We start from the raw sequence: 20,028 nt of genomic DNA, 5'->3' as shown, positions 1-20,028 counted from the left end.
TTGACCTCCTGAAAGCCTTGTTAGTGGCTAGACCTCTGCATCAGACTATCATGCGGCTGCAGCGGCAGCCGCGACCTCGATTGAGGACGACTGATCTTCCCAGGCAATTGCCTGTGCATTCTGGAAGTCATCGACACGACCGATGTCGAGCCAAAGACCGTCATGCTTGTAAACATGCACGGTCGTGCCGCCCTGCATCATCTGCAGCATCAGGTCATCGAACCCAAATGGGATCCCGGACGGAATGAACCGCAGGACATCTGGGTTCATGCAGTAAATCCCCATGCTGACGAGATGGGAAAGCGTCGGCTTTTCCCGGAAGAGCTGGACGGTATTGTCGATCTCGTCGATGACCCCGAAGTCCATCTTGATATGACGGCACGCCGTGGCGATCGTAACGGGATCCCTATGCAAGCGGTGCGCGGCTACAAACCGGCTCAGGCTTAGATCTGTGAGGACATCGCCGTTCAGAACGACAAATGTTTCGTTCAGTTCATCCCTAATCAGAGAGAGAGGTCCGACGGTGCCGAGTGGCTCCATTTCCTGGGTATATTTGATCTTCAAGTTCCATTGCGATCCGTCGCCGCAGACGCTCCGGATCAAATGTCCTAGATACCCTGTCGTAATATATACCTCTTCAATGCCGTTGCGCCGCAGCCACTTCAAAAGCAACTCAAGAACAGGCCTGGCCCCTATCGGCATTAATGGTTTCGGCAGGACCGATGTAAACGGTCGAAGGCGCGTACCCATCCCACCACATTGAATCACCGCTTTCATTCGATCCTCCTGATCTGCAGTTGGCTTTGTTCGGGATCGGTGTTCCATTGTCCGGCCAGGGCACACCCTCAAATCCGGCCAAACCTCGGCGGCAATCCGAACATCATATGCGAAAAGGTATGTGACAGCCGGGGCGGCTGTCGTCGTGCATTCGAATGGTAGGGATTCAAAACGTTCAAGGTATTAGATGGCCACGAGATCAACAGCCGATAGAAGCGCGATTGGGCACTGATCATGACGCCGATAAAAACGAAAGCAGTTGCTTTCAAGAAAGCTGCGATCCGCCAGGGCCGGACCGGCCTACAGGTCCGGCGACAGCGGGTGGCGACATAACAGATGTCACATGATTACGATGGTCCTGAACAGCTGGCTTTGGACCCAGAAATGGGAAGCCGGCATCGTTTTGCGGACGGGCTCCGCACGCCAGGGTTAAAAATCTATGGATGAGCTTCGCAATTTAGTATTATATTAGACGTTCTGGATGTGCGTGGATGGGACGCTGCGGACATCACTGTGATGCGTTGACCAGTGGATGGCCGCCATTTTAGGACCACCACGGATTGTCGATCATAGGCGAATGGGAGGTTCCAGCGGGTTTTCTCGTCGGGAACCGAGTAACGCGTTGGGGTAGTTGCATGGCTCGGATCGTCATTGCCGACGATCACGGCTTATATCGGCGTGGCCTCCGGCTGGCACTCATGGCTGGAATTCCAAGCGCCGAAATATTCGAAGCTTCGTGTTTCGATGCCGCGGTCAATCTTCTAGAGGAGCAGGCGTCCATCGATCTTGCGATCCTCGATCTGAACATGCCTGGGCTGTTCCATCAGGAAGTGCTCAGCGACTTTATGGCTGCCTATCCTGACACTCGCTTTGCGATCGTTTCCGGGGATGATTCCCGCTCGGAGATACTGACCGCGCTTTCGATCGGACTTCACGGGTATATCGTCAAATCGCAGAGCGACGAAGAAGTCGTGCTGGCTGTAAACGAAATCCTCGCTGGCCGGATCTATGTGCCATCTCTCCTATCTCGAACGTCTGCCGACCAGAGATCGCATGCCCCCCCACCTCCGGTTCAAAATCCCAGCCGCCGGCACGAGGGCTCGGGCGACGTCGCTAGGCTGACGTCTAGACAGAAGGACGTCCTCAAGCTGATGGCAGAGGGGTACTCGAATAAGGAGATTGCCCGCAATCTGGACATTGCCGAGGCGACAACGAAAATCCATGCCGCAGCCGTGCTGCGTGAGCTTGGGGTTAGAAACCGTACCGAAGCAGCTGTGTTGCTCCAAAGCTGGCTGACGAGACAGGCGAGTTGACGTATGCCCCTCGAACCGGCCCGAGTTTGCTTGCAGGAAATCGCAGCAAAGGGCCCACACCATCGGTTAATTGGCCAATTCGGCTTCGACTTGGAGGGGCTCTATTGCAATCCAAATTCCTCAATTTCTTTGCGCGATACACGCAGCGAATATCGAAGGCCATCTTCGGTTATTTCCATATTCGGGGAATGACCGACAAGCGGCGTGCTGTCCACACCGATTATCAGTGACCCGAACCCGCGGCGTACGACTTTTGAACTCTTCCGTCGGCCCGATTCCACCCAATCGAACACGAGGTCGTCACCTTCGTCCTCGGATGCAAATCGCCACTTAACTTCGACCTTGCCATTCGGGTCACCCAGCGCACCATGTTTCACCGAGTTTGTCGTCAACTCGTGAAGGATCATCGCCAAGCCCTCGGCGGCGCCGCTTGGCACAGTGAGGGAAGGTCCACTGATCGTAATGTCGCGTGTCTCCTTGAAGGGCTGCAATTCCCGGTCCACGAGTTCATGGAGCATCCCTGACAGGTTGGCATGACGAGAAAGGATGCGATGGGTCGCCTCCAGTGTTCGAATCCAATCGATCAACATCTCCTTGTATTTGGCAACATCATTGTCGGGAGTATCGATCATGTTGACCAGAGCTCTAATCACTGGAAACACATTGCTGAACCGATGGCGCTCTTCGCGCATTATGCGCTCGCGTCTCTTTACGGCGGCGCGAAGCAAAGTTGTTTGTCGACGTTCGGTCAGATCCGCCGCCACCCCGATGCGCATTTTGCGGTCGCCGTGCTCTTCCTGCCGTCCACGCAATGCAATCCAGCGTGTGTGACCATCCACTTGCCGGACGCGAATCTCGACGTCAAAGTTCAATGCCGATGAAGGCTTTGCCGAGGCGGACAACTTCGGCCAGTCGACGGGATGGATTACGGCCGAGAGTTCTTCCAAGCGGCGGACTGGGGCCGGAGGCAGACCAAGGATGTCCCAGAACTTGCCGGAGCCGGCGACTGTCCCATCCTCAATGTCTATTTGCCATGTGCCCAGGCGCCCGGCAGATACGGCGAGATCGAGCCATTCCTTCTGAGCCCGAAGGGCCTCGCGTGCCGCTTGTCGCTCGGAAATATCGTCAACCACCACGAATACGCTCTCATTTGGCGCCTCGTCCGGCCGCGACGAAGACAGGGCCAGGTGAGCCCAAAATGCCGTGCCATCCTTGCGCAAAACGCGGATATCCGTCGCCGACGCGGTCCCATTGCCCAAATCTTGCAAAAGTTTCCGCACAGTACCTCGATCGTCGGGGAAAATGAGTTCCTCCAGCTCCAGTTGGGCAAGTTCCTTGTGCGCGTAGCCGGTCATCTCCAAAAGCCGTCTGTTCGACTGCAGCAGTTCGCCATGGCGATTGGTATTAGCAAAGCCCAAGGCGGCAGCATCGATGGCAGCGAGCCTCGCTTCTGCCACCCTGAGCGCGCCGTGCAGATCTTGTCGCAGGCGGTGGAACACGGTTGCGATCAGGCTACCCGAACCCAGAAGGAAGACGGCCCCGGTCCAGTCTCGACCAGTGAGGTGACCGTCCAACAGGTGTCGCATCCACAAGCCGGCGACCGCCATCAGAAGCGTTGCTGCGATGGCAACAAAACGGCCCTCAAGATACACGATGACAACGGTTATGGGGATAAACGCAACAAGCGGCAACGGCTGGCCGCCATATACCGTACTTATCGCCTCGAATGCTATCGATGCTGCAAACACCAAAAGCGAAGCTAGATGAGCCCACGTAGTGCTCGACACATTCGATTTGAGCCAGCGCAGGTCCGAACCCATGCGCAAAGACTACAACTTTCGGTCTAGTCCGTCGAGACTAGGCCGAAGGGGTGGCACCTAATCCCAATGCCCGATTGCCATGACTTTGCCGGCGAATAAAATCATGGTGTCAGGAGCGCTCTTCAGAAAGATATATCCAAGAGACGCTGCGGAAAAACCATTCGCAGATTTCTCGCAGTATGTGGAAATTCAAGTTGAAGCAGCAACTTCATCAGATTTGATTTGCGTCAGTAGCAATGGGTTGGGTGGAAGCGATGACACTGATTGAAACGCGAAACGATGCGCTTGCAGGCAGGCAATACATTGTATTGAACGATACCCGCCACGAAAGGCCGATAAGCCTTGTGGACCGACCGGACGCAAGGGTCGGCGGATCTCGACGACGCAGCCTGGAATCCATCACCGGCATGCTTGATCGTATGGGTTGCGGCTATCTCGTCCTGGACCGAGACAAGAAAGTAATAGAATGGAACGCTGCCGCTCGGGACACCCTCGCACGCCAGGGCGAAGCAACTGATACAGCCGTCGAGCTTGCTGCCGGGTTGAGGCGGCTGGTCGCGAATGTTCCGGTCCACCTCCAGCCGGGCTCACTCTCATGGGTAGTGATCCACAGCAGAGGCGACAGGCCGGTGACCATGAACGAGACGGGGGTCGTTACACCGGACGGGACAACCGTCGTCGCATTGCTGGACCGGGATAACAAATCGGCGGCCAACCCTCGCACGTTGCAAAGGATGTTCGGTTTGACCAGCGCGGAAACGCAGTTGGCGCTACGCCTGGCCCATGGCGACGCGCCCCTGGAGATCGCCCGCAGCTGGCATCTCAGTCGCACGACTATCCGCTCTCAGCTCGCCTCGCTGTTCGCCAAGACCGACACGAGGCGTCAGGCGGAACTAGTGGCTCTTTTGGGGCGCATTTCGGTTTTGCCATGAGAAATCGACTGCTGTCTGCATCCGCTTTGATTCAGACAGCGGCGGCCCGCATTGAGCGCGCTGTCGCGTAGATCACAAGGCCGGCGGCGCCATTTCCGATCGTTCAGGCGCTGCCGAGATAGCGCGGAACGCGGAACCTGGAAACGGGAGTGACTTGCCATGGCCGAGGCAGATTCGAAGGTCAACAAGCTGGCGGATATCGTTCACGCGCTGCAGGATGGTGCTGCGTCGAACCTTACGCACACGGGGCCGATCATCGTCACGGGCGCCGCTGGGTTCATCGGATTTCATGTTGCGTCACGCCTTTTGCGGCTCGGCGCCGAGGTCATCGGCGTCGACAACTTCACGCCTTACTACGACCTGAAGCTGAAGGAGGCGCGATTTACACGGCTCTGCGCCGAGCCGAGGTTCACGCCGATGCGCTTCGACCTGGCGGACCGGTCGCTGGTGAAAGCGCTGTTCTGCGAATTCCAGCCATCGCACTTCGTGCATCTGGCCGCCCAGGCCGGGGTACGTCATTCGCTCGTCGACCCGCATGCCTATGTGGAGTCAAACATAGTCGCGTTTCTCAACGTTCTGGAGGGCTGCCGACACACCGGCGTCAGCCATCTCGTTTATGCCTCGTCGAGCTCCGTATATGGTGCCAATCGACGCATACCCTTTTCCGAGCATCATGGTGCCAATCATCCGGTGAGCTTCTACGCCGCCACCAAGGCCGCCAACGAGTGCATGGCGCATTCCTACAGCCATCTGTTCGGCTTGCCCGCAACCGGACTGCGCTTCTTCACCGTCTATGGTCCCTGGGGCAGGCCCGACATGGCTGTCTATACTTTCACCCATGCCATCGCCGAGGGCCGAACGATCGAAATCGCCAATGCCGGGCGCGTATGGCGGGATTTCACCTATATCGACGACATCGTAGAGGGGGTTGTTCGCGTGCTCGCCAAACCACCGTGTCAGGATCCCGGTTGGGACGGTCGCGCTGCCGATCCTGCCACCAGCTCGGCGCCGTATCGGCTCTACAATATCGGCAATGATCGGCCTGAAGAAATCAACCATCTGATCGCGCTCATCGAGACGGCCCTTGGTCGCCGCGCCCTTCGCGTCAACGTACCTTTACCACCAGGTGACGTCCTGGAAACCCGCGCCGATGTCAGGGACCTCCGCCGCGCCGTTGGCTTCGCACCGGCGACAACACTGGAGGACGGCGTGCAACGTTTCGTGGAATGGTATCGGGAATTCCATGCACGCCCTGTGGGGCAGGTGCGACCAGCTGGCCTTCCGGCAACGGCATAGTGAGCACAACGCCGCCATTTCCTTGGTGTGGCAGGGTCGCGGCTCGCCTTCAATCTGTCTTGGGATACGCCGGCACTGGAAGGGGCCCAAGCTGCCGTCCTGTACTGTGCCCGACCCCCAAAAGGCGCCGCGCATAGCGGGTGAGCGGCTTCTCGAACAGACGATGGGTGATAAATGCCACGCCGAGGGTTATCGCCAAGGCCGAACCGATGAAGGCCCACGGGCCGAGCACAAAGATCAACCCTGTACGCCAGAACAATATGCGCATGGCGCGGATCACGAATGGATGCATGAGGTAAAGAGCGTATGACGCATCGCCAACGCCAGCGGCCCACCTCGCCGCCAGGCTGTCATGCCTCAGTTTACCCGGCGGTGCCAAGGCAGCACTCCAAACAATTAGAGACGCCGGAATGCCATACACGACAGAGCGACCAAAGCCGGCCGAGATATCGGGAAACGCCGCCGCAAGCATCAGGGCACCCAGTCCCGTTGCGGCCATACAGGCCCTGATTGGGCCGGAAGGCCGCAGGCCTGAGGCGCACATGACCCCGATCATCGCGCCGAAAGCGAATTCGAGGATGATCGGATTGGTCCAGAAACCCCAGGGCTCAGGCAAAGGAGCCCCAAGAGCGCCCGAGAGCACCATCCCAACCAGGATCGCGAGCAGGACCGTAACTGCCCACCGCATGGGCAGCACGATCGTCGCCGTGAACAGCACGTAAAACAGCATCTCATAATTGAGCGTCCAACCCAACTCGTAGACCGGCTGAACGACGCCGTCAGGGCGACTGGCCGGAACGAATAAGTAGGATTCGACTACAAACCTGAAATCGACGTAGCTCTGGTTGAGAAGATTTGGGGCGGCCACCGCTACCGCAATGTAGAGCGAGGTGAGCGCCCAATATAGCGGAACAATTCGCGCGATCCGGCGGGAAATGAAGAGACGCGCGCCCCCGGGCTTTGCGAACAGCTGTCGCGACGTATGCACCATGATAAGCCCGGAAATCACGAAGAAAATATCGACTCCAGCGCTCCATGGTATCGGATTCCAGCTCTGAAAGGTGCGGCCGGCCTGTAATTCCAGGGTGGCCGCATCATGCTGGGCGTGTCGCAGCGCGACCGAACTAGCCGCGAGGGCGCGCAGGACCTGAACTTGGGTGAGGGTTTCGCGTTGGCTGCGCTCGACAGGCGTCGATCTCTCCGAGCGACGGCGCACTGCAGGCGCCGAGGCGCTCGCCATTCGGGCTTGTTCCATGGATGCTCCGCAGATTGTGAGCACACCGTGGTGCACCTCCGAAACTGATGCATCCTTCAAATGACGGACACCGCCCGCAAAGTATCGGCTGCCCGCGGGGACGCGGGTGTCCGGAACAGGTATACGCCGAAGCGTCTGCGCAGCCCTATGGCCTTTGTGCGATCCGGGCTTCGTGACTTCCTGCCCGAACGACGGCGATCACCGTAGCGAAAACAGTGGTCTCATTTGCTCGCCCTCAAGAACCAATGCCATTGACGGGCATCGACCGCGCTCGGCCTCATCGACAGCAAGGCAAAAACCAAGCCTGGCATGATTTTCAGTCGCTTGCGGATATAAACGGCCATGGCAATGCTCCAGATGCTCAGTGCAAGTGCCACACCCACCGCAGCGCCAAGCAGGCCGTACACCGCAACTCCGGCTGCACAGGCAATTATATTGGCCACAGCACCCGCTACCATCGTCGTTGCCGCAGCCCATTCATTTCCAGTCATGGTCAGGAGATTCTGTTGGGGCCCGCACAGCGCGACAAAGACATATCCCAAAATCAGAACCCGTGCGATCGGCGCTCCCGCGCTATAACCCTCACCGAAATAGCTCAAGAACGGCTCGACTATCACCATCATTGGGACGGCCACCAGGATGGCACCGCCAGCAGAAAGCAGGGTTGCGCGCGCGAACAGCTGTTGTAGGCCTCTGCGATCGCCTCTGACGTAGAGATCGGCTGCTGTTGGCGAAAACATGGTTGCCACGGCGATACGGGACAGGCCCACGAGCATCGCGACATTCAAGGCCAGTGCGAAAATACCCGCTTCAGCAATATGGCTTGTCCAGCCCAAAACCAGGACTCCTGCCCGACTGACGAAAACATCGAGCCCAGTGATGAGCATGAGCGGGGGGACGGCAAGCCACCATTCCCTCGAGGCATAACTTGGCTTGGCGTGTCCCAGGCCGGGTGGTTCAAACCTCCTAGCGATGATGAACACCAGCGCCGCTGTGAAAGCGGAACTCACAAGCACCGCCAGCGTGACCGAGGGCGCATCCACTGTTCGAAATCCCGACAATGCCAGGAGCGCTACCAACACGAGCAGGAGCCCGTCTCGCATGATGCGCTCCGGCAACAACGCCGAGACAACGCCGCCGAAAGCACGCACAAGCGTGGCTCCGAGAGCATAGGCCGTAACCAAGGGCACAGCCATCATGCCGAGCACGATGCTTGTCTCAAGCCCTCTTTCCGTTGGATCTGAAAGGAACAGGACGGACGCAGCGCCGATCATCCCGAACAAGGTTGCCGCTATCAGCGATCTCTGCAGCGCAAATCTTATCACCCCGCGGGCCAGATCAAGCCTGCCACTGGCCCTATAGGCCGGGAGGAAACGCAACAATGATACATTAAAACCAAGCGTTGCCAGATAGGCGAGCACTGACGTCCAAGCCTGAACGTAGGAATAGATGCCGTAGTTGTGAGGTCCGATAAGGCGTGCAATTGCCAACTGGGCAAGACTGGTCAAACCAGCGCCACCAATATAGATCAGCAAGGCGAATATGCTTGCCCAAGCGAGCCGCGAGCCCATGTCCTTGTTGCGCGGCGGTGCGGTTGCTGAACCAGTTACATCTGCGCGATGAGCCGGCAACTCAATTTGCTTTTCGCCGACCGCCCTATCGAAGCGCGACAATGCAGAAAGTATTTGTCTCTCAATCCGACAAATACTTTTAAAGGTCGATGGACCATCGGTGTTTTCGACGGAGATGATTTCCCGGCCAGATGTTGTCAGGAGGTCATGCATCGCTTCAAAAACGGCGAACGAGCGCATGTTCACGTTCAAGTCGGCCTCGAAAATCCGTTCCGCCGGCGGCTCAAGCTCCATCCGCCGACGAAGGCGACTTTCCACGACCGCAGCTGGCACCAAGAGCCTGACGGTGAGATCGGCCGCCGGTGCGAGGCTGAGCGCCTTTTCCAGCGTTCTGGGGTTGGTGCTCCCATTGAACATCGCAAGCGAACCAATCGCTTGAACATATCCTTGATCGAAAATCGTAATTTCGGGCGATTGCTCCGCAGACTTCCAGCAACGCGAAAGGTGCAGGATGTATCGCCAGATTCGCGCGCGCCATATTCGGTTTTTTGGCGGTATCATCCTCACCATTGCAAAGGAATTGGAAATATCATCGGCTCGCCCTGCCGAAAAAAGCAATATTCTGGCTGTTGAAAATATCGCCGATACGATCCGTGATATGAACAGAAAGACTCCGAGATCATATTTGGCGGCCCTGGTGCTTGGCTTGTAGCTGAGGGCGACCTTGGCGTGATAGCCTTTCCCGCGCAGCTGCTGCGCAAGCGCATGTGCGAAGGTTGTTTTGCCGGATCCTGGAGGTCCGAAAAATTCAATGATCATCGTGTAGCTGGCTCGATTTAGGGGCGCGATCGCTCCCTGGAGATTCTGTTGAAGATCGCAGACGCATCTTCAAACCCTCTCCAACAGAAGATCGGCGTTGTCTCCGAGCCTGGAGCCGGCTAGCCTCTTCAGGTTCACCCGGGTGAGCACACTCCCTACTGGAACGGTGGCGGATCCGCCGGCCCCTATTGCATCCAGAGCACCACGGGCAATGCTGCGCCTCGTCCTTGCCCAGCGAACGGCAAAAAGCACCGAATCGGCCCAGCGCTTAAGCAGCCTGGTTTCAGGCCCCCCGAGGCCCAGGGGACCGTTCATGATGACCACGTCGTAGGCCGAACGCAGCTCCTCGGTGAACTGGCATTTGTCGACGGTGGACAGAAGCGTCAGGAGATCATCGGAAGGTGCTGGAGCGGCCATGAGGTCGATACCGATTTCCGGCATCCTCGTGATTGCATCCTTCAGCACGCAACGTTCATTCACATAGTCGCCGAAGGAGTTCCGGGCCTTGTCGGTGCTGAATTCACCACGAAATCCGTTCGTGAGCCGTACATCCTTGCGATCGAGATCGAGGAAAAGCACTCTTCCTCCCAGCCGCGTTGCCGCCAGCGCCAGGCTCCATGCCAACTCGGTCTTGGCATCGTCCTGGATGCTGGACGTCACGAGAATGATATGCGGCGGCTGCCCCTTCCCCTGAGTTGGCGCCGCAGTGACGAGCAGCGAAGTCACGGCGCGGCTGAACGGCAAGTTCTGCTGGCTCAGAACCAGATGCCGTAGCTTTCTGGCGTTAAGTCCCGCAACCCTGGGAAGCAGTCCTACGCACGGGACCCCAAGCTCGGCCTCGGCTTCGGCTTCACTGCGCAAGGTTTGGTTGAAACCGTTGCGGACCAGGACAATGACCGCCCCCATGAGACCAAAGACGACCATGCCGGGGGGAATCAGGAAAATTGGCGACAATGTCATGGGGGTCGACGGCGGCCAGGCGGTCGAAAGGACCGCTACGCCTGGGGAAGGAGCGGCGATGCGACGTGTCAAGTCCTGCTGCCGGCTCAGGAGTTCGTTGTAATGCTGCGTCACGATGGCTACCCGAGGCTCAAGGGAACGCAGCCCCGAAAGTTGGCTCGCCGTGTCGGCCACGGCCGCGTCGAGCATCGCTTTGCGACTTTCAAGAGCCGTAGCCTGGGACCGGTAGACATTTGCCTCGGCAGCGATTCGGGCAACGCTTTGCTCCATTTCGCGGGCGATCGCGTTGCGCAGATCGCCGTCGGCGGCGGCACCCGACTGGCGTGTCACCAGGTCCGTCAACACGGGCGACCCGATTTCTTCAGCGATGGCCGTGACCGGGGCGCCCGCCTTGCGCAGGTCCTCAATACGGCGAAGGCGCGCTTCCGACGCGGAAAGACTGGCTTTCGATAGGAATATCTGCCGGCCGAGTTCCGCTGTCTCACTGGCTGCGTTGTTGGCCGCAGTCTGATCGACGGCGCCATGCGTGAGCCGGTATGTCTCCAGCCGATCTGTCGCTTCGACAAGATCCCTTTGTACTTGCGGAAGGCTGGCGACTATCGAATCCAGATGAACCTGATCCGATGCCCGGCTTTTTTGTACCAGATCTTGAATGTAGACCTGGGCAAACGTGTTCGCGACAAGTGCCGCACGCGCCGGAGTTGGATCGGTGAAGCCGATGGTGATGACGCGCGATCGCAGCTCTTGTCCGACCCTCATTCCGTTGCGTAGCGCCTTCAACTCGGGCGCGTCCGCTGCGTCCGGATTTTCCGCCACTGTTTTATCCTGTCTCCAGGCCCTGTTCAGGAGGTCGATGAGGAACGAGCCAGCCGCGGGCGGGACGGCATTGACGACGCTCTTTCCGGTACCGTCGACTGGTTGGGCTTTGCGCAGTGCTGCCAGGACCCGACGCAGGTGGCCTTGCGAGGAGAGCATCGTCAGATGATCATCGATGTTCGATTCCAGCGAGTCCTGGGCGGATGCCACGCCGCCCGAAGCACTGCTGCTCGGGGCATCGATAATGACCTGGGTCGTTGCCTCGAACAGCACCGGGCGGGTGAAGCCTGCCAGTCCGGCCAGGATGCCGCCCAGAAGGGCCATGGCAAGCAAGAACCATTTTCGCGTCGTCAGGATGATGACGAGCTGGTGTAAGGGTGACGATTGCGTTGGCTCGCGTGGCGGCCGCATCAAGCGCAGATTGGTTTCAAGTGTCCCAACTTCCATCTGCTTGGCGCGCGGACGCCGGGCGCGGTTGGCTATGGAACCTTCCATCTCAATCCCCTGTCAGTTCGATATGGTAAGAAGGGTGCGTGGCGACCGTCGATGGCCGCATGGCTTCGTTGCGCCACGCCTGAAACATGAGCACCGGCCACAGGTCGCGGAAATTATCTTGGCTTCCATGCAGATGATTGCGCCAGCATGCGTCGACCTTCTCACGGTCGATGATCCCGTCCCCGGAGCGGCCGATCGTGGCAATGATATCGGTTGCCCAGCCGCGCAAGGGCCCTTTCAACCAAGTCCCGACCGGAACGTCGAAACCTTGCTTGGGCCGGTCGACCAGTCGGCGTGGTACATAACGATCAAGCAGTCGGCGAAGCAACCATTTGCCCTTCCCGTTTCGGACTTTGGCACGGGCTGGCAAGCGCCAGGCGAATTCAACGACGCGATGGTCCAGGATCGGGCATCGCCCCTCGAGGCTGTTGGCCATGGTGGCTCGATCGAGCTTCACCAAAATGTCGCCCGGTAGATAGCCTGTCATGTCGGCGAATAGGAGACGCGAGAGCAGGCCGTCGAGCTTTGTCGTGTCGGTAGCTGCTGTCGACGGCTTGCGATGAACAAGGTCGTTGGCTGAAGATTTTGTCAGTTGCAGAAGGAGTTCGTCCTCATCTCGCGCCGCGAGCAGGCGGGCAAGGCGAGCCAGGCGGTCACCGCGCAAGCCATGCCGCATATTCGCCGAAAGCGGCAGATTGCCGAAGATATCTTTCTGAGAGGCCTGGGCCAGCAACCCAGCCCCCGATGCCAACAGCCGGCGAAATGACAATGGCAGCTCATGCTGCTTTGTGAGGCGGGTTGCCAGGAAGTGTCGAGAATAGCCTGCGAAGCACTCGTCGCCGCCATCGCCTGAAAGCGCCACGGTTACGTGTTGCCGCGCGAGGCGCGACACCAGCAGCGTCGGTATCTGCGATTCATCGGCAAACGGCTCGTCCCAAATCCGGGGCAGCTCCGGAACGACCTCAAGCGCGGCGGCCGGCGAGAGATGAAGTTCCGTATGATCGGTGCCCAGATGCCGAGCAACCGCGGCCGCATGGGGAGCTTCATCAAACCCACCTTCGCCGAACGCTATGGTGAACGTCCGAACGGGGTTTCGGGACTGTGCCTGCATCAGGGCGACGACAGTCGAGCTGTCGATCCCGCCCGACAGAAAGGCGCCCAGCGGCACATCTGCAACCATTCGTTCCTTGACGGCCAGTCGGAGCAGGCTGTCGAGCTCGGTCGCGAGGTCCTCGTCGCTGGCGGCTATCGGATCGCGCTGTCCCTTGCCGGCGACATCGGCCAGCGACCACCAAGGGTGAATGCGATGCGCAAGCGAACCGGTGCCTCGGGCGTTGGCGAATTGCGCCGCAGTGACCGACAGGACTGAACCAGGCGGCAACTTGAACACGCCCTGCCAAATGCAACGGTCATCCGGCACCCAGCCGTTGGAAACCATCGTCGTCGCCGCATCGACATCGAGTTCCGGGGTGAAGCCTGGGAAGCAAGTGATCGCCTTCAGCTCCGAGGCGAAGACAAGCGCGTCACGTGTCAAGGCGACATAGAGTGGCTTCTTGCCCATTCGGTCGCGGGCAAGCTGAAGCGTTCGGTTCTCCAGGTCCCACAGCCCGAAAGCAAACATGCCAGCGAAGCGCGCGAGGGCTGCATCAAGGCCCCAGCTTTCGATCGCGCACAGCATGACCTCCGTGTCGCTGGCGCCGCGGAAATGATGGCCCGCCCCTTCCAGTTCACGGCGCAGATCGCGAAAATTGTATATCTCGCCATTGAACGTGATGACATACCGACCGCTCGCGGAGAGCATTGGCTGGCGACCCGCTCCGGACAGGTCGACGATGGCCAGTCGCCGGTGGCCGAAGGCTACCCCCCCTTCACGGCTCACCCAGAAGGCCTCACCGTCAGGTCCGCGATGACGAAGCGCCGTCGCCATCGGCCCGATGGCCCTGAGCGCACTTGCGTTGGCTGCATCGGGCGCCAACAAAATTCCGGCGATCCCACACATTCTAGCATCTCCTCTGGCGAACAATCGCGGGGATCGCTTCCGGCGTCCCAGCGGCAAGGCAGAGGGTCAGACAGAACCACACGATCGGATGGCGGATGACCAAATGCGGAGCACTGAAAACGGCGATCGATGCCACGAGCGCCACCAGAGCGTCCAGCTTCGCCCGCCAGGCGGACAACGCAGCCGAGCCGAAGATCCACATCAGGGCTAGAACCGAAATCAGGCCGCCCTGAGTGTAGAGATCCAGGATGGTGCTGTGCGCCTCGAAGGGCCGCGGCAAAAACTGTTGATTGACCACGGGCGGACTATCTAGGTGCGGGCCCGGACCCAGTCCAAGCGATCCCGATCGTGCCCCCTTCTCCAAGGCTGCATTCCAGAGGTAGAGGCGAAGCGCCGCGGTTTGGGCAGTCGCTTCCCCGCCCTTGTCTTTGGTCAGGCTCTTGGCGAAGTCTTCGGCGCTGGAGGCCTCGCTGAGGGCATAGGGCGCTATAGACAGGGCCAGCGGCAGGAAGCCAACGGCCATCAGGACGGCAAGCTGCCTTGAAAGGCTCGCCTTATTGCCGTCGCTCGTCAGCCAGGCCCGGACCCGCAGCCCGAGAAGGATCAGACAAGCCAGGACCGTGGTATAAAGGTAGGTATCGCTTTTTGTCAGCCTTCCGACGTAAACGGTGAATATGAGGCTGCATAGGGCAAGGCATCTTCCCCATTTATTGCTGGTGGTTGTGGCAAGATGCAAGGCCAGTGGACCGAGTAGGGCGCAGTAGAGCGCAAGCTGGTTCGGATTGTCGGACCATCCGCAGAAGCGGTCCCAGTACCAGGGCTCGACCCCAGCCTGATGGAGCCAGCCGAAGCCAAGCCCTACCTGAATGATGAAGCCCGCATTCGCGATAGCAACCATCCACCAGGCGATACGACGCAAACGGAAAGACGCGTTGGGCTCCGCAGCGGCCAGACAGGTGACGCACGCCAACAGCACATAGGCCAGCGTGTCGTGCAACAACGGATCCAGGAACAACGTGGTTGTCAGAAAACCGATGATGTAACCCACGCCCATGGCAAGCGCCAGGATCAGCCAGAAAAGCCCAAGCTTGGCCAGGGCCGGCGTAACCTCCAGTTGGCCGCCAGCAAGGATTCGCGTCATCGACAGCATTATCCATAGCGTGAGGCATAGTTCGCTGTAGCCGAAGGGCAGCCCTGGGATGCTGAGTTGCGCCGCGTAGGACATCGCGACGCCGAAGGCCAGAAGCGCATCACGCATCATTGCCGCGCCTCGCCCAGTCGATGGGGGCTCGGCACCGCCTCTTCCCTCGGATTCGCCTGCGCAGCTTGAACAAGCCTGCTGCGATATCTGCCACCCAGGATTGTCTTGTACAGGTCGCAATACTGGTCGATGACCCACGACAACGAGAACCGCTCCCGCACGAATCCGACGGAACGGCTCCCCATGGTCTTGCCACGGGCGGGGTCGGAAAGAATATCGACTATCCGGGAGGCCAAGCCATCCGCATCGCGCGGCGCCACGAGATAGCCGTTCCAGCCATCCTCAACCACATCGTTGCAGCCCGGCATGTTGGAGGCGACGATCGGTAATCCGGACAATCCCGCCTCCAGCAGGACACGCGGAATTCCCTCGCGATATTGCGTCGGAAACGCAAACAGATCCGCCATCCCAAGGAGGGCTGGAATGTCGCGCCTTGGCCCCAATGCGACAACGTGGGGAACATGGCGCTCGATATCGGCTCTGCTGACGGCAAACGGACCTTCGGAGTCTTGCGGGCCGACAAGTACGAAACGCGCGTTGGGCCTCTCGCGGATAACGCGAGGAACCGCCTCGATGAGGGTTGGAATCCCCTTCTGCCGCGTGAGCCGGCCGACAAATATTATGACCTGGGCCGATTGAAGGCCAAGTTCCTCGCGCATCGTGGCAGCCGAAGGACCACGATACCTTGCCATCGAGAATGCATCGGGGTCGATGCCAGAACTCCGGATCAGTCGCCCTTTGCCGCGAGTCACCAGCCGGTAGCGCTCGAAGAAGGCCTGATCATCACTATTCTGGAAGACGGTCATGGCTGTCCAACGAGACGCCACCCCCTGAAGGCCGCAAAAGAAAGGACGCAGTGCCAGGGCCCGCGGCTCCCGCGACGAGAATGTCCAACCAAGCCCGTTGATGGTGCGAACGACGGGAACGTGCCCGCGCACCGCCAGTGGAGTTAGGATATTGGGCTTGGTGTCGAAACTTTGAATGATGTCCGGACGCAGTTCGGACATCAGTTCACGGATCGCGCTGACAGCACCCCATTCTGCACCGCCGCTGCCAAAGCGGTCGAACCCAAATCGGCGATGGGCAATGCCATGGGGTGAGAAGGCGGCTCCGAGATCACTCGAAACGGCAGTGACTTGAAAACCCCTTTCGCGAAGCGCCAAAAGGAACGGGATTCTTAGTCTATGATCCTCGCCTCCAACGCAAACCAGATGCGGACTCATCCTGTCGCTCCTGGATGCGATCCCAATCGCGTAAAACAGCTGATCCTATCCGCAGTTTCCATGGCCGGTTTCATCGCCCCTGAACACACAACAGCCAGTCCCACGCTAGGAGCACGCTTTCGTGCTGTCCTCGTCTGTTTGCATGAAGCAAGCTGATCAACGATGCGGCAATGCAGCCACAACCGCTGTCGCCTCGGTCAGTGAGTTGGATTCATCCGGTCTGACGGTGCAAGGACGACATCTTCGCGTACAACACGGCGGGCCGGATATAGAAAAGGGCTGTGTTCGAAAGGTCCGCGCGCCGCGTTCAAAGCAACTTCCGCCCGCCTTCTCTCGCCGGATCAACATCGCGACCAGGCGGTGTGATGACTCGCACCGCCAGTTCTCCCGATCGCTTCGTCTGGAAACAGGCTTTCACCCGGTCTCTGGATATGGTCGGACCCACCAGCCGCATCTTCCCGCGGCTAGGCGACCGCGTTGAGGAGCATCGAGCGGCTGCAATGGGAGGCTCTTCGCCAGGGCGCGATTCCTTTGCTGCCTGGGCTCAAATAAATCCTGCGGAAGCGCGCATTTGGGCGGTGCTCGCGCAACCGAAGCGCGCATTGGCCGATTGCCGCCACGGCAACGCACAAGGCGCTCCGGCAGACTCGCTGCAATGCTTTCGTTGCAGGCTTGAGCACCCCATACTTGGATCATCTACATACCTCTGAGGCAAGCGTAGCATCGAGGCTGTTGTGTTTTCCGGCGTATGATCAAAGATTCTATCAAGGGGCGCCGGTATTTGATTTGTCGCTAATGGATCCTTTCCCTAGGCAGGTGTGGGGCGCCTACCGAATCGGACGAAGGGTATGTCAATGACAACACTCCATTACGCCTCGGGCGGGTCGGCCTCCGAGGTCGCGAAAGCCGGATTCAATCTTGTTGATGTATCTTCCTTGGACCAGCTCAACGCCTTGCCGGCCGGCCAGAAAGGCCTGGTGTGGCTCAATGAAGCCGATGGTGCAACCTCCTCCTTTATCCAGAAGGTCACGCCCTTCATCGGCAATCCGAAAGTGTTTGGCTTCTTCCTGGTCGATGAGCCGGACCCGACCGGCAAATGGGGAACTTATGCCACCGCCGCTGATCTGAAGGCGGAGTCAGACTGGATCCACAGCCACCTGCCGGGCGCCAAGACCTTCATAACCATGATGAACATGGGGTCTTCCGCTAACCCCGACTTTTCAAACACATTCAATCCTGCCAACACGCATATCGACTATTACGGCTTGGATCCCTACCCGGTACGGACCGGAACAAGCACGATTGATTACAACATGATCGACAGGACTGTGGCGGCGGCCGTCGCCTCGGGCATCCCGCTCAGTCAGGTCGTTCCCGTGTATCAGACCTTCGGCGGCGGCGACTGGACGACCGACACGGGCGGTCGCTATGTCCTGCCCAGCGTTGCTCAGGAAAAGACCATGTTGGACCACTGGGCCAAGGTAGCGCCTTCGCCGGCCTTCGACTATGCCTATGCTTGGGGTTCTCAACAGGGCGACACGGCGCTTGAGAGCTCGCCGACGCTGCAGGCTCTGTTCCTTCAACACAACCAGAGCACCGCAAGCGGTCCTTCGGCCAGCGAACCGACGCCGCCGCCTACCAGCACAGCGCCTCCGCCCACAAGTGTCCCTCCGACCAGCACCGGCGATCACATTTTCTACGGCACGGGTAGCGCGGATGTGCTTCGCGGCACCGCTGGCGCGGACACGATGATGGGCCGCGGCTACAACGACACCTACTATGTCAACAACGCCGGCGACAAGGTGGTGGAACTGCGGCACAGCGGCAACGACAGCGTGCTGGCATCGGTGAGCTACGCGCTGTCGGCCGGCTCGCAGGTCGAGCATCTTGCGACCACCAGCAAATTGGGAACTGCCGCTATCAAGCTCACGGGAAACGAATTCGCCCAAACCATCGATGGCGATTCCGGGAGCAACACTATCAACGGCGGTGGCGGGAGAGACGTTCTGACCGGACATGGCGGCAACGACGTCTTTGTCTTCGATTCGGCTCTCAAGCTCGGCAATATCGACAAGGTCACCGATTTCAAAGTGGGCCACGACAAGATCCAACTCGACCACACCGTGTTTGCCGGCCTGCATACCGGCGCCCTTCCCTCTTCGGCGTTCTACGCCGGCAGGGCCGCGCACGACAGCGGCGATCACATCGTCTATAACAGCACGACCGGCGCGCTTTCCTTTGACAGCGACGGCTCGGGCGGCGCACATCAGATCCAATTTGCCACTCTATCGCCACATCTGGCTCTGACGGCGTCCTCGTTCATCGTGACGTGACCGTGGGAACGTCAGCCTGAGCAAGATGGTCTGACGTTCTTGAATATGGCTGACGGAACCAAGAAGCCCCGCCGAGCTTGTACTTGGTATGAGCGCGCGCGGCATCGAATTCCTGCAGAAATGGGTAGAGGATAAGATCCCACTCTACACCAAGGCCGATCCGGCTCTTGCGGCGAAACTTGCGGACCAAGCAACGGCGGATGCCATCAGAGCGGGGATCCGCCCCGAGGAAATCTCTGAGGAAGTCGGAAGCATGTTGACGACCATGCTCGAAGTGCTCGATCAGCACGATTCGACATGATTGCGCGCTTGGCGGCAGATGCTGCCCGGCTTGGCGCCAAATGCATAAATGTGTCATGGATCATAGGTCATGGGCCAGCCTAGGCAGCATGACCAACATGCTCTCCCAGAACGCGCGCGACGACCCCGTCCACGTCGTGAGGTTCAGCACCATTGACTTGTATCAACGGCCATCGGTCCTGGCGCAGGCACTCGCCGACCTCTCTTGAGATTTCGGCCTGCCTTAATCCTTTGTCCACGCCAAGTTCGAACAGCATAACCTCGAGGAGCGGTTGCTGCGCATGCCTATCCACAAGACGGCGGCGTAACGTTTCCTGCGGCGCGTCAAGTTGCACAACGAGATCCGGCCGCGGCAGGAACGCCAGGCACTTGCGGACCGCGTCGAGGCTTGGAGTTCTAGCCAGCACACCCAGCGCACACAAAGCCTGAATCATGCCCTCTTCGAAGATGAAGCATCCGGGCGACTCCCGCGCTTGGAGCCAGGACTGGCACAGTTGGGCGATGTCGACCTTCATGCGCCATGACCACACGCGGCTTCGAAGAGGGATCGATGCCAGAAGCCGGGCCGCGACACTGTCCTTTGGCAAGGTCGACAGCAAGATAGGACCGGATGTGGCAATCTTCTTGCCAATTCGCCCTATGCCGTGGCGGATTTCCGGAGCGTCATCCTGAGCCGATCCATGTTCAATCAGGCGATACCCATTTACTGTCTTCACATTGATGCCGTGTCTCGCCAGCCCTTGGCAGAGGCCGCGAAGCAGCGTGGTTTTACCCGCGCCAGGCGGCCCAAACAACTCGATGATCATATGCTCAAGCGTCTCCGAAACGAGCAGTCATTCCCCTACGGATCAAGCTTAG

At 59.3% G+C, this 20,028-nt stretch carries 14 protein-coding genes; 5 read left to right on the top strand and 9 right to left on the bottom strand.

Features of this window, described 5'->3' with window-relative positions:
* Nucleotides 1–48: 48 nt before the first annotated feature.
* On the bottom strand, nucleotides 49–777 hold the full coding sequence (locus X771_RS140785; protein ID WP_023681041.1) for an NDP-sugar synthase: 729 nt from the start codon (nucleotides 775–777) through the stop codon (nucleotides 49–51).
* Nucleotides 778–1,412: 635 nt separating this feature from the next.
* Between X771_RS140785 and X771_RS140790 the strand changes: the two genes are divergently transcribed.
* Entirely contained in the window at nucleotides 1,413–2,090 is a 678-nt protein-coding gene (locus X771_RS140790) for a response regulator transcription factor (RefSeq protein ID WP_023670902.1), read from the top strand.
* A gap of 101 nt (nucleotides 2,091–2,191) precedes the next feature.
* Here the strand turns inward: X771_RS140790 and X771_RS140795 are convergent, their stop codons facing one another.
* On the bottom strand, nucleotides 2,192–3,910 hold the full coding sequence (locus tag X771_RS140795) for a PAS domain S-box protein (RefSeq protein ID WP_023689782.1): 1,719 nt from the start codon (nucleotides 3,908–3,910) through the stop codon (nucleotides 2,192–2,194).
* 254 nt (nucleotides 3,911–4,164) lie between these two features.
* Here X771_RS140795 and X771_RS140800 point away from each other — a divergent pair, with 254 nt between their 5' ends.
* Together X771_RS140800 and X771_RS140805 are read left to right on the top strand one after the other, a co-directional pair.
* The gene (locus X771_RS140800; RefSeq protein WP_023689781.1) at nucleotides 4,165–4,842 is read left to right on the top strand and encodes a helix-turn-helix transcriptional regulator; all 678 of its coding nucleotides are present in this window, start codon (nucleotides 4,165–4,167) and stop codon (nucleotides 4,840–4,842) included.
* Between the two features lie 159 nt (nucleotides 4,843–5,001).
* Nucleotides 5,002–6,138, top strand: a complete 1,137-nt coding sequence (locus X771_RS140805; protein WP_084566823.1) for an NAD-dependent epimerase/dehydratase family protein — start codon at nucleotides 5,002–5,004, stop codon at nucleotides 6,136–6,138.
* Between the two features lie 49 nt (nucleotides 6,139–6,187).
* Here X771_RS140805 and X771_RS140810 read toward each other — a convergent pair whose 3' ends face one another.
* The 6 genes from X771_RS140810 to X771_RS140830 form a co-directional block, all read right to left on the bottom strand.
* Nucleotides 6,188–7,393, bottom strand: a complete 1,206-nt coding sequence (locus X771_RS140810) for an acyltransferase (RefSeq protein ID WP_050588050.1) — start codon at nucleotides 7,391–7,393, stop codon at nucleotides 6,188–6,190.
* A gap of 221 nt (nucleotides 7,394–7,614) precedes the next feature.
* Nucleotides 7,615–9,783: a polysaccharide biosynthesis C-terminal domain-containing protein gene (locus tag X771_RS1000000166000; protein WP_023737044.1), complete on the bottom strand. Its 2,169-nt coding sequence runs from the start codon at nucleotides 9,781–9,783 to the stop codon at nucleotides 7,615–7,617.
* 69 nt (nucleotides 9,784–9,852) lie between these two features.
* Nucleotides 9,853–12,054: an exopolysaccharide transport family protein gene (locus tag X771_RS140815; protein ID WP_023689776.1), complete on the bottom strand. Its 2,202-nt coding sequence runs from the start codon at nucleotides 12,052–12,054 to the stop codon at nucleotides 9,853–9,855.
* A gap of 1 nt (nucleotide 12,055) precedes the next feature.
* Complete coding sequence (gene asnB / locus X771_RS140820; protein ID WP_023689775.1) at nucleotides 12,056–14,053, bottom strand: asparagine synthase (glutamine-hydrolyzing); 1,998 nt, start codon at nucleotides 14,051–14,053, stop codon at nucleotides 12,056–12,058.
* Nucleotide 14,054: 1 nt separating this feature from the next.
* Nucleotides 14,055–15,314, bottom strand: coding sequence for a polymerase (locus X771_RS140825; protein WP_023681031.1), 1,260 nt, complete (start codon nucleotides 15,312–15,314; stop codon nucleotides 14,055–14,057).
* Entirely contained in the window at nucleotides 15,311–16,537 is a 1,227-nt protein-coding gene (locus X771_RS140830) for a glycosyltransferase family 4 protein (protein WP_023689774.1), read from the bottom strand. The genes X771_RS140825 and X771_RS140830 overlap by 4 nt, the downstream gene beginning before the upstream one ends.
* An 854-nt stretch (nucleotides 16,538–17,391) precedes the next feature.
* Between X771_RS140830 and X771_RS140835 the strand changes: the two genes are divergently transcribed.
* A complete protein-coding gene (locus tag X771_RS140835) occupies nucleotides 17,392–18,870 on the top strand; it encodes a calcium-binding protein (protein ID WP_023689773.1) in 1,479 nt (492 codons plus the stop codon).
* An 88-nt stretch (nucleotides 18,871–18,958) separates the two neighbouring features.
* Nucleotides 18,959–19,171 (top strand): DUF768 domain-containing protein, encoded by a 213-nt coding sequence (locus tag X771_RS140840; RefSeq protein WP_023670889.1) that lies wholly within the window; start codon nucleotides 18,959–18,961, stop codon nucleotides 19,169–19,171.
* 79 nt (nucleotides 19,172–19,250) lie between these two features.
* Here the strand turns inward: X771_RS140840 and X771_RS140845 are convergent, their stop codons facing one another.
* Nucleotides 19,251–19,976, bottom strand: a complete 726-nt coding sequence (locus X771_RS140845) for an AAA family ATPase (RefSeq protein ID WP_023689772.1) — start codon at nucleotides 19,974–19,976, stop codon at nucleotides 19,251–19,253.
* Between the last annotated feature and the right edge of the window lie 52 nt (nucleotides 19,977–20,028).

Source organism: Mesorhizobium sp. LSJC269B00 (genome assembly GCF_000502815.1).
In the GTDB taxonomy this organism is placed as follows: Bacteria; Pseudomonadota; Alphaproteobacteria; order Rhizobiales; family Rhizobiaceae; genus Mesorhizobium.
The sequence above is the reverse complement of the archived record's forward strand: the minus strand, read 5'-3'. Positions and strand labels throughout refer to the sequence as shown.

Bases quoted from the DNA above. Each gene is read 5' to 3' on its own strand.
- X771_RS140835 (WP_023689773.1), top strand. From the start codon at position 17,392: ATGACAACACTCCATTACGCCTCGGGCGGGTCGGCCTCCGAGGTCGCG.
- asnB (WP_023689775.1), bottom strand. From the start codon at position 14,053: ATGTGTGGGATCGCCGGAATTTTGTTGGCGCCCGATGCAGCCAACGCA.
- X771_RS140790 (WP_023670902.1), top strand. From the start codon at position 1,413: ATGGCTCGGATCGTCATTGCCGACGATCACGGCTTATATCGGCGTGGC.
- X771_RS140825 (WP_023681031.1), bottom strand. From the start codon at position 15,314: ATGATGCGTGATGCGCTTCTGGCCTTCGGCGTCGCGATGTCCTACGCG.
- X771_RS1000000166000 (WP_023737044.1), bottom strand. From the start codon at position 9,783: ATGATCATTGAATTTTTCGGACCTCCAGGATCCGGCAAAACAACCTTC.
- X771_RS140795 (WP_023689782.1), bottom strand. From the start codon at position 3,910: ATGGGTTCGGACCTGCGCTGGCTCAAATCGAATGTGTCGAGCACTACG.
- X771_RS140800 (WP_023689781.1), top strand. From the start codon at position 4,165: ATGACACTGATTGAAACGCGAAACGATGCGCTTGCAGGCAGGCAATAC.
- X771_RS140785 (WP_023681041.1), bottom strand. From the start codon at position 777: ATGAAAGCGGTGATTCAATGTGGTGGGATGGGTACGCGCCTTCGACCG.
- X771_RS140805 (WP_084566823.1), top strand. From the start codon at position 5,002: ATGGCCGAGGCAGATTCGAAGGTCAACAAGCTGGCGGATATCGTTCAC.
- X771_RS140810 (WP_050588050.1), bottom strand. From the start codon at position 7,393: ATGGAACAAGCCCGAATGGCGAGCGCCTCGGCGCCTGCAGTGCGCCGT.
- X771_RS140815 (WP_023689776.1), bottom strand. From the start codon at position 12,054: ATGGAAGGTTCCATAGCCAACCGCGCCCGGCGTCCGCGCGCCAAGCAG.
- X771_RS140830 (WP_023689774.1), bottom strand. From the start codon at position 16,537: ATGAGTCCGCATCTGGTTTGCGTTGGAGGCGAGGATCATAGACTAAGA.
- X771_RS140845 (WP_023689772.1), bottom strand. From the start codon at position 19,976: ATGATCATCGAGTTGTTTGGGCCGCCTGGCGCGGGTAAAACCACGCTG.
- X771_RS140840 (WP_023670889.1), top strand. From the start codon at position 18,959: ATGAGCGCGCGCGGCATCGAATTCCTGCAGAAATGGGTAGAGGATAAG.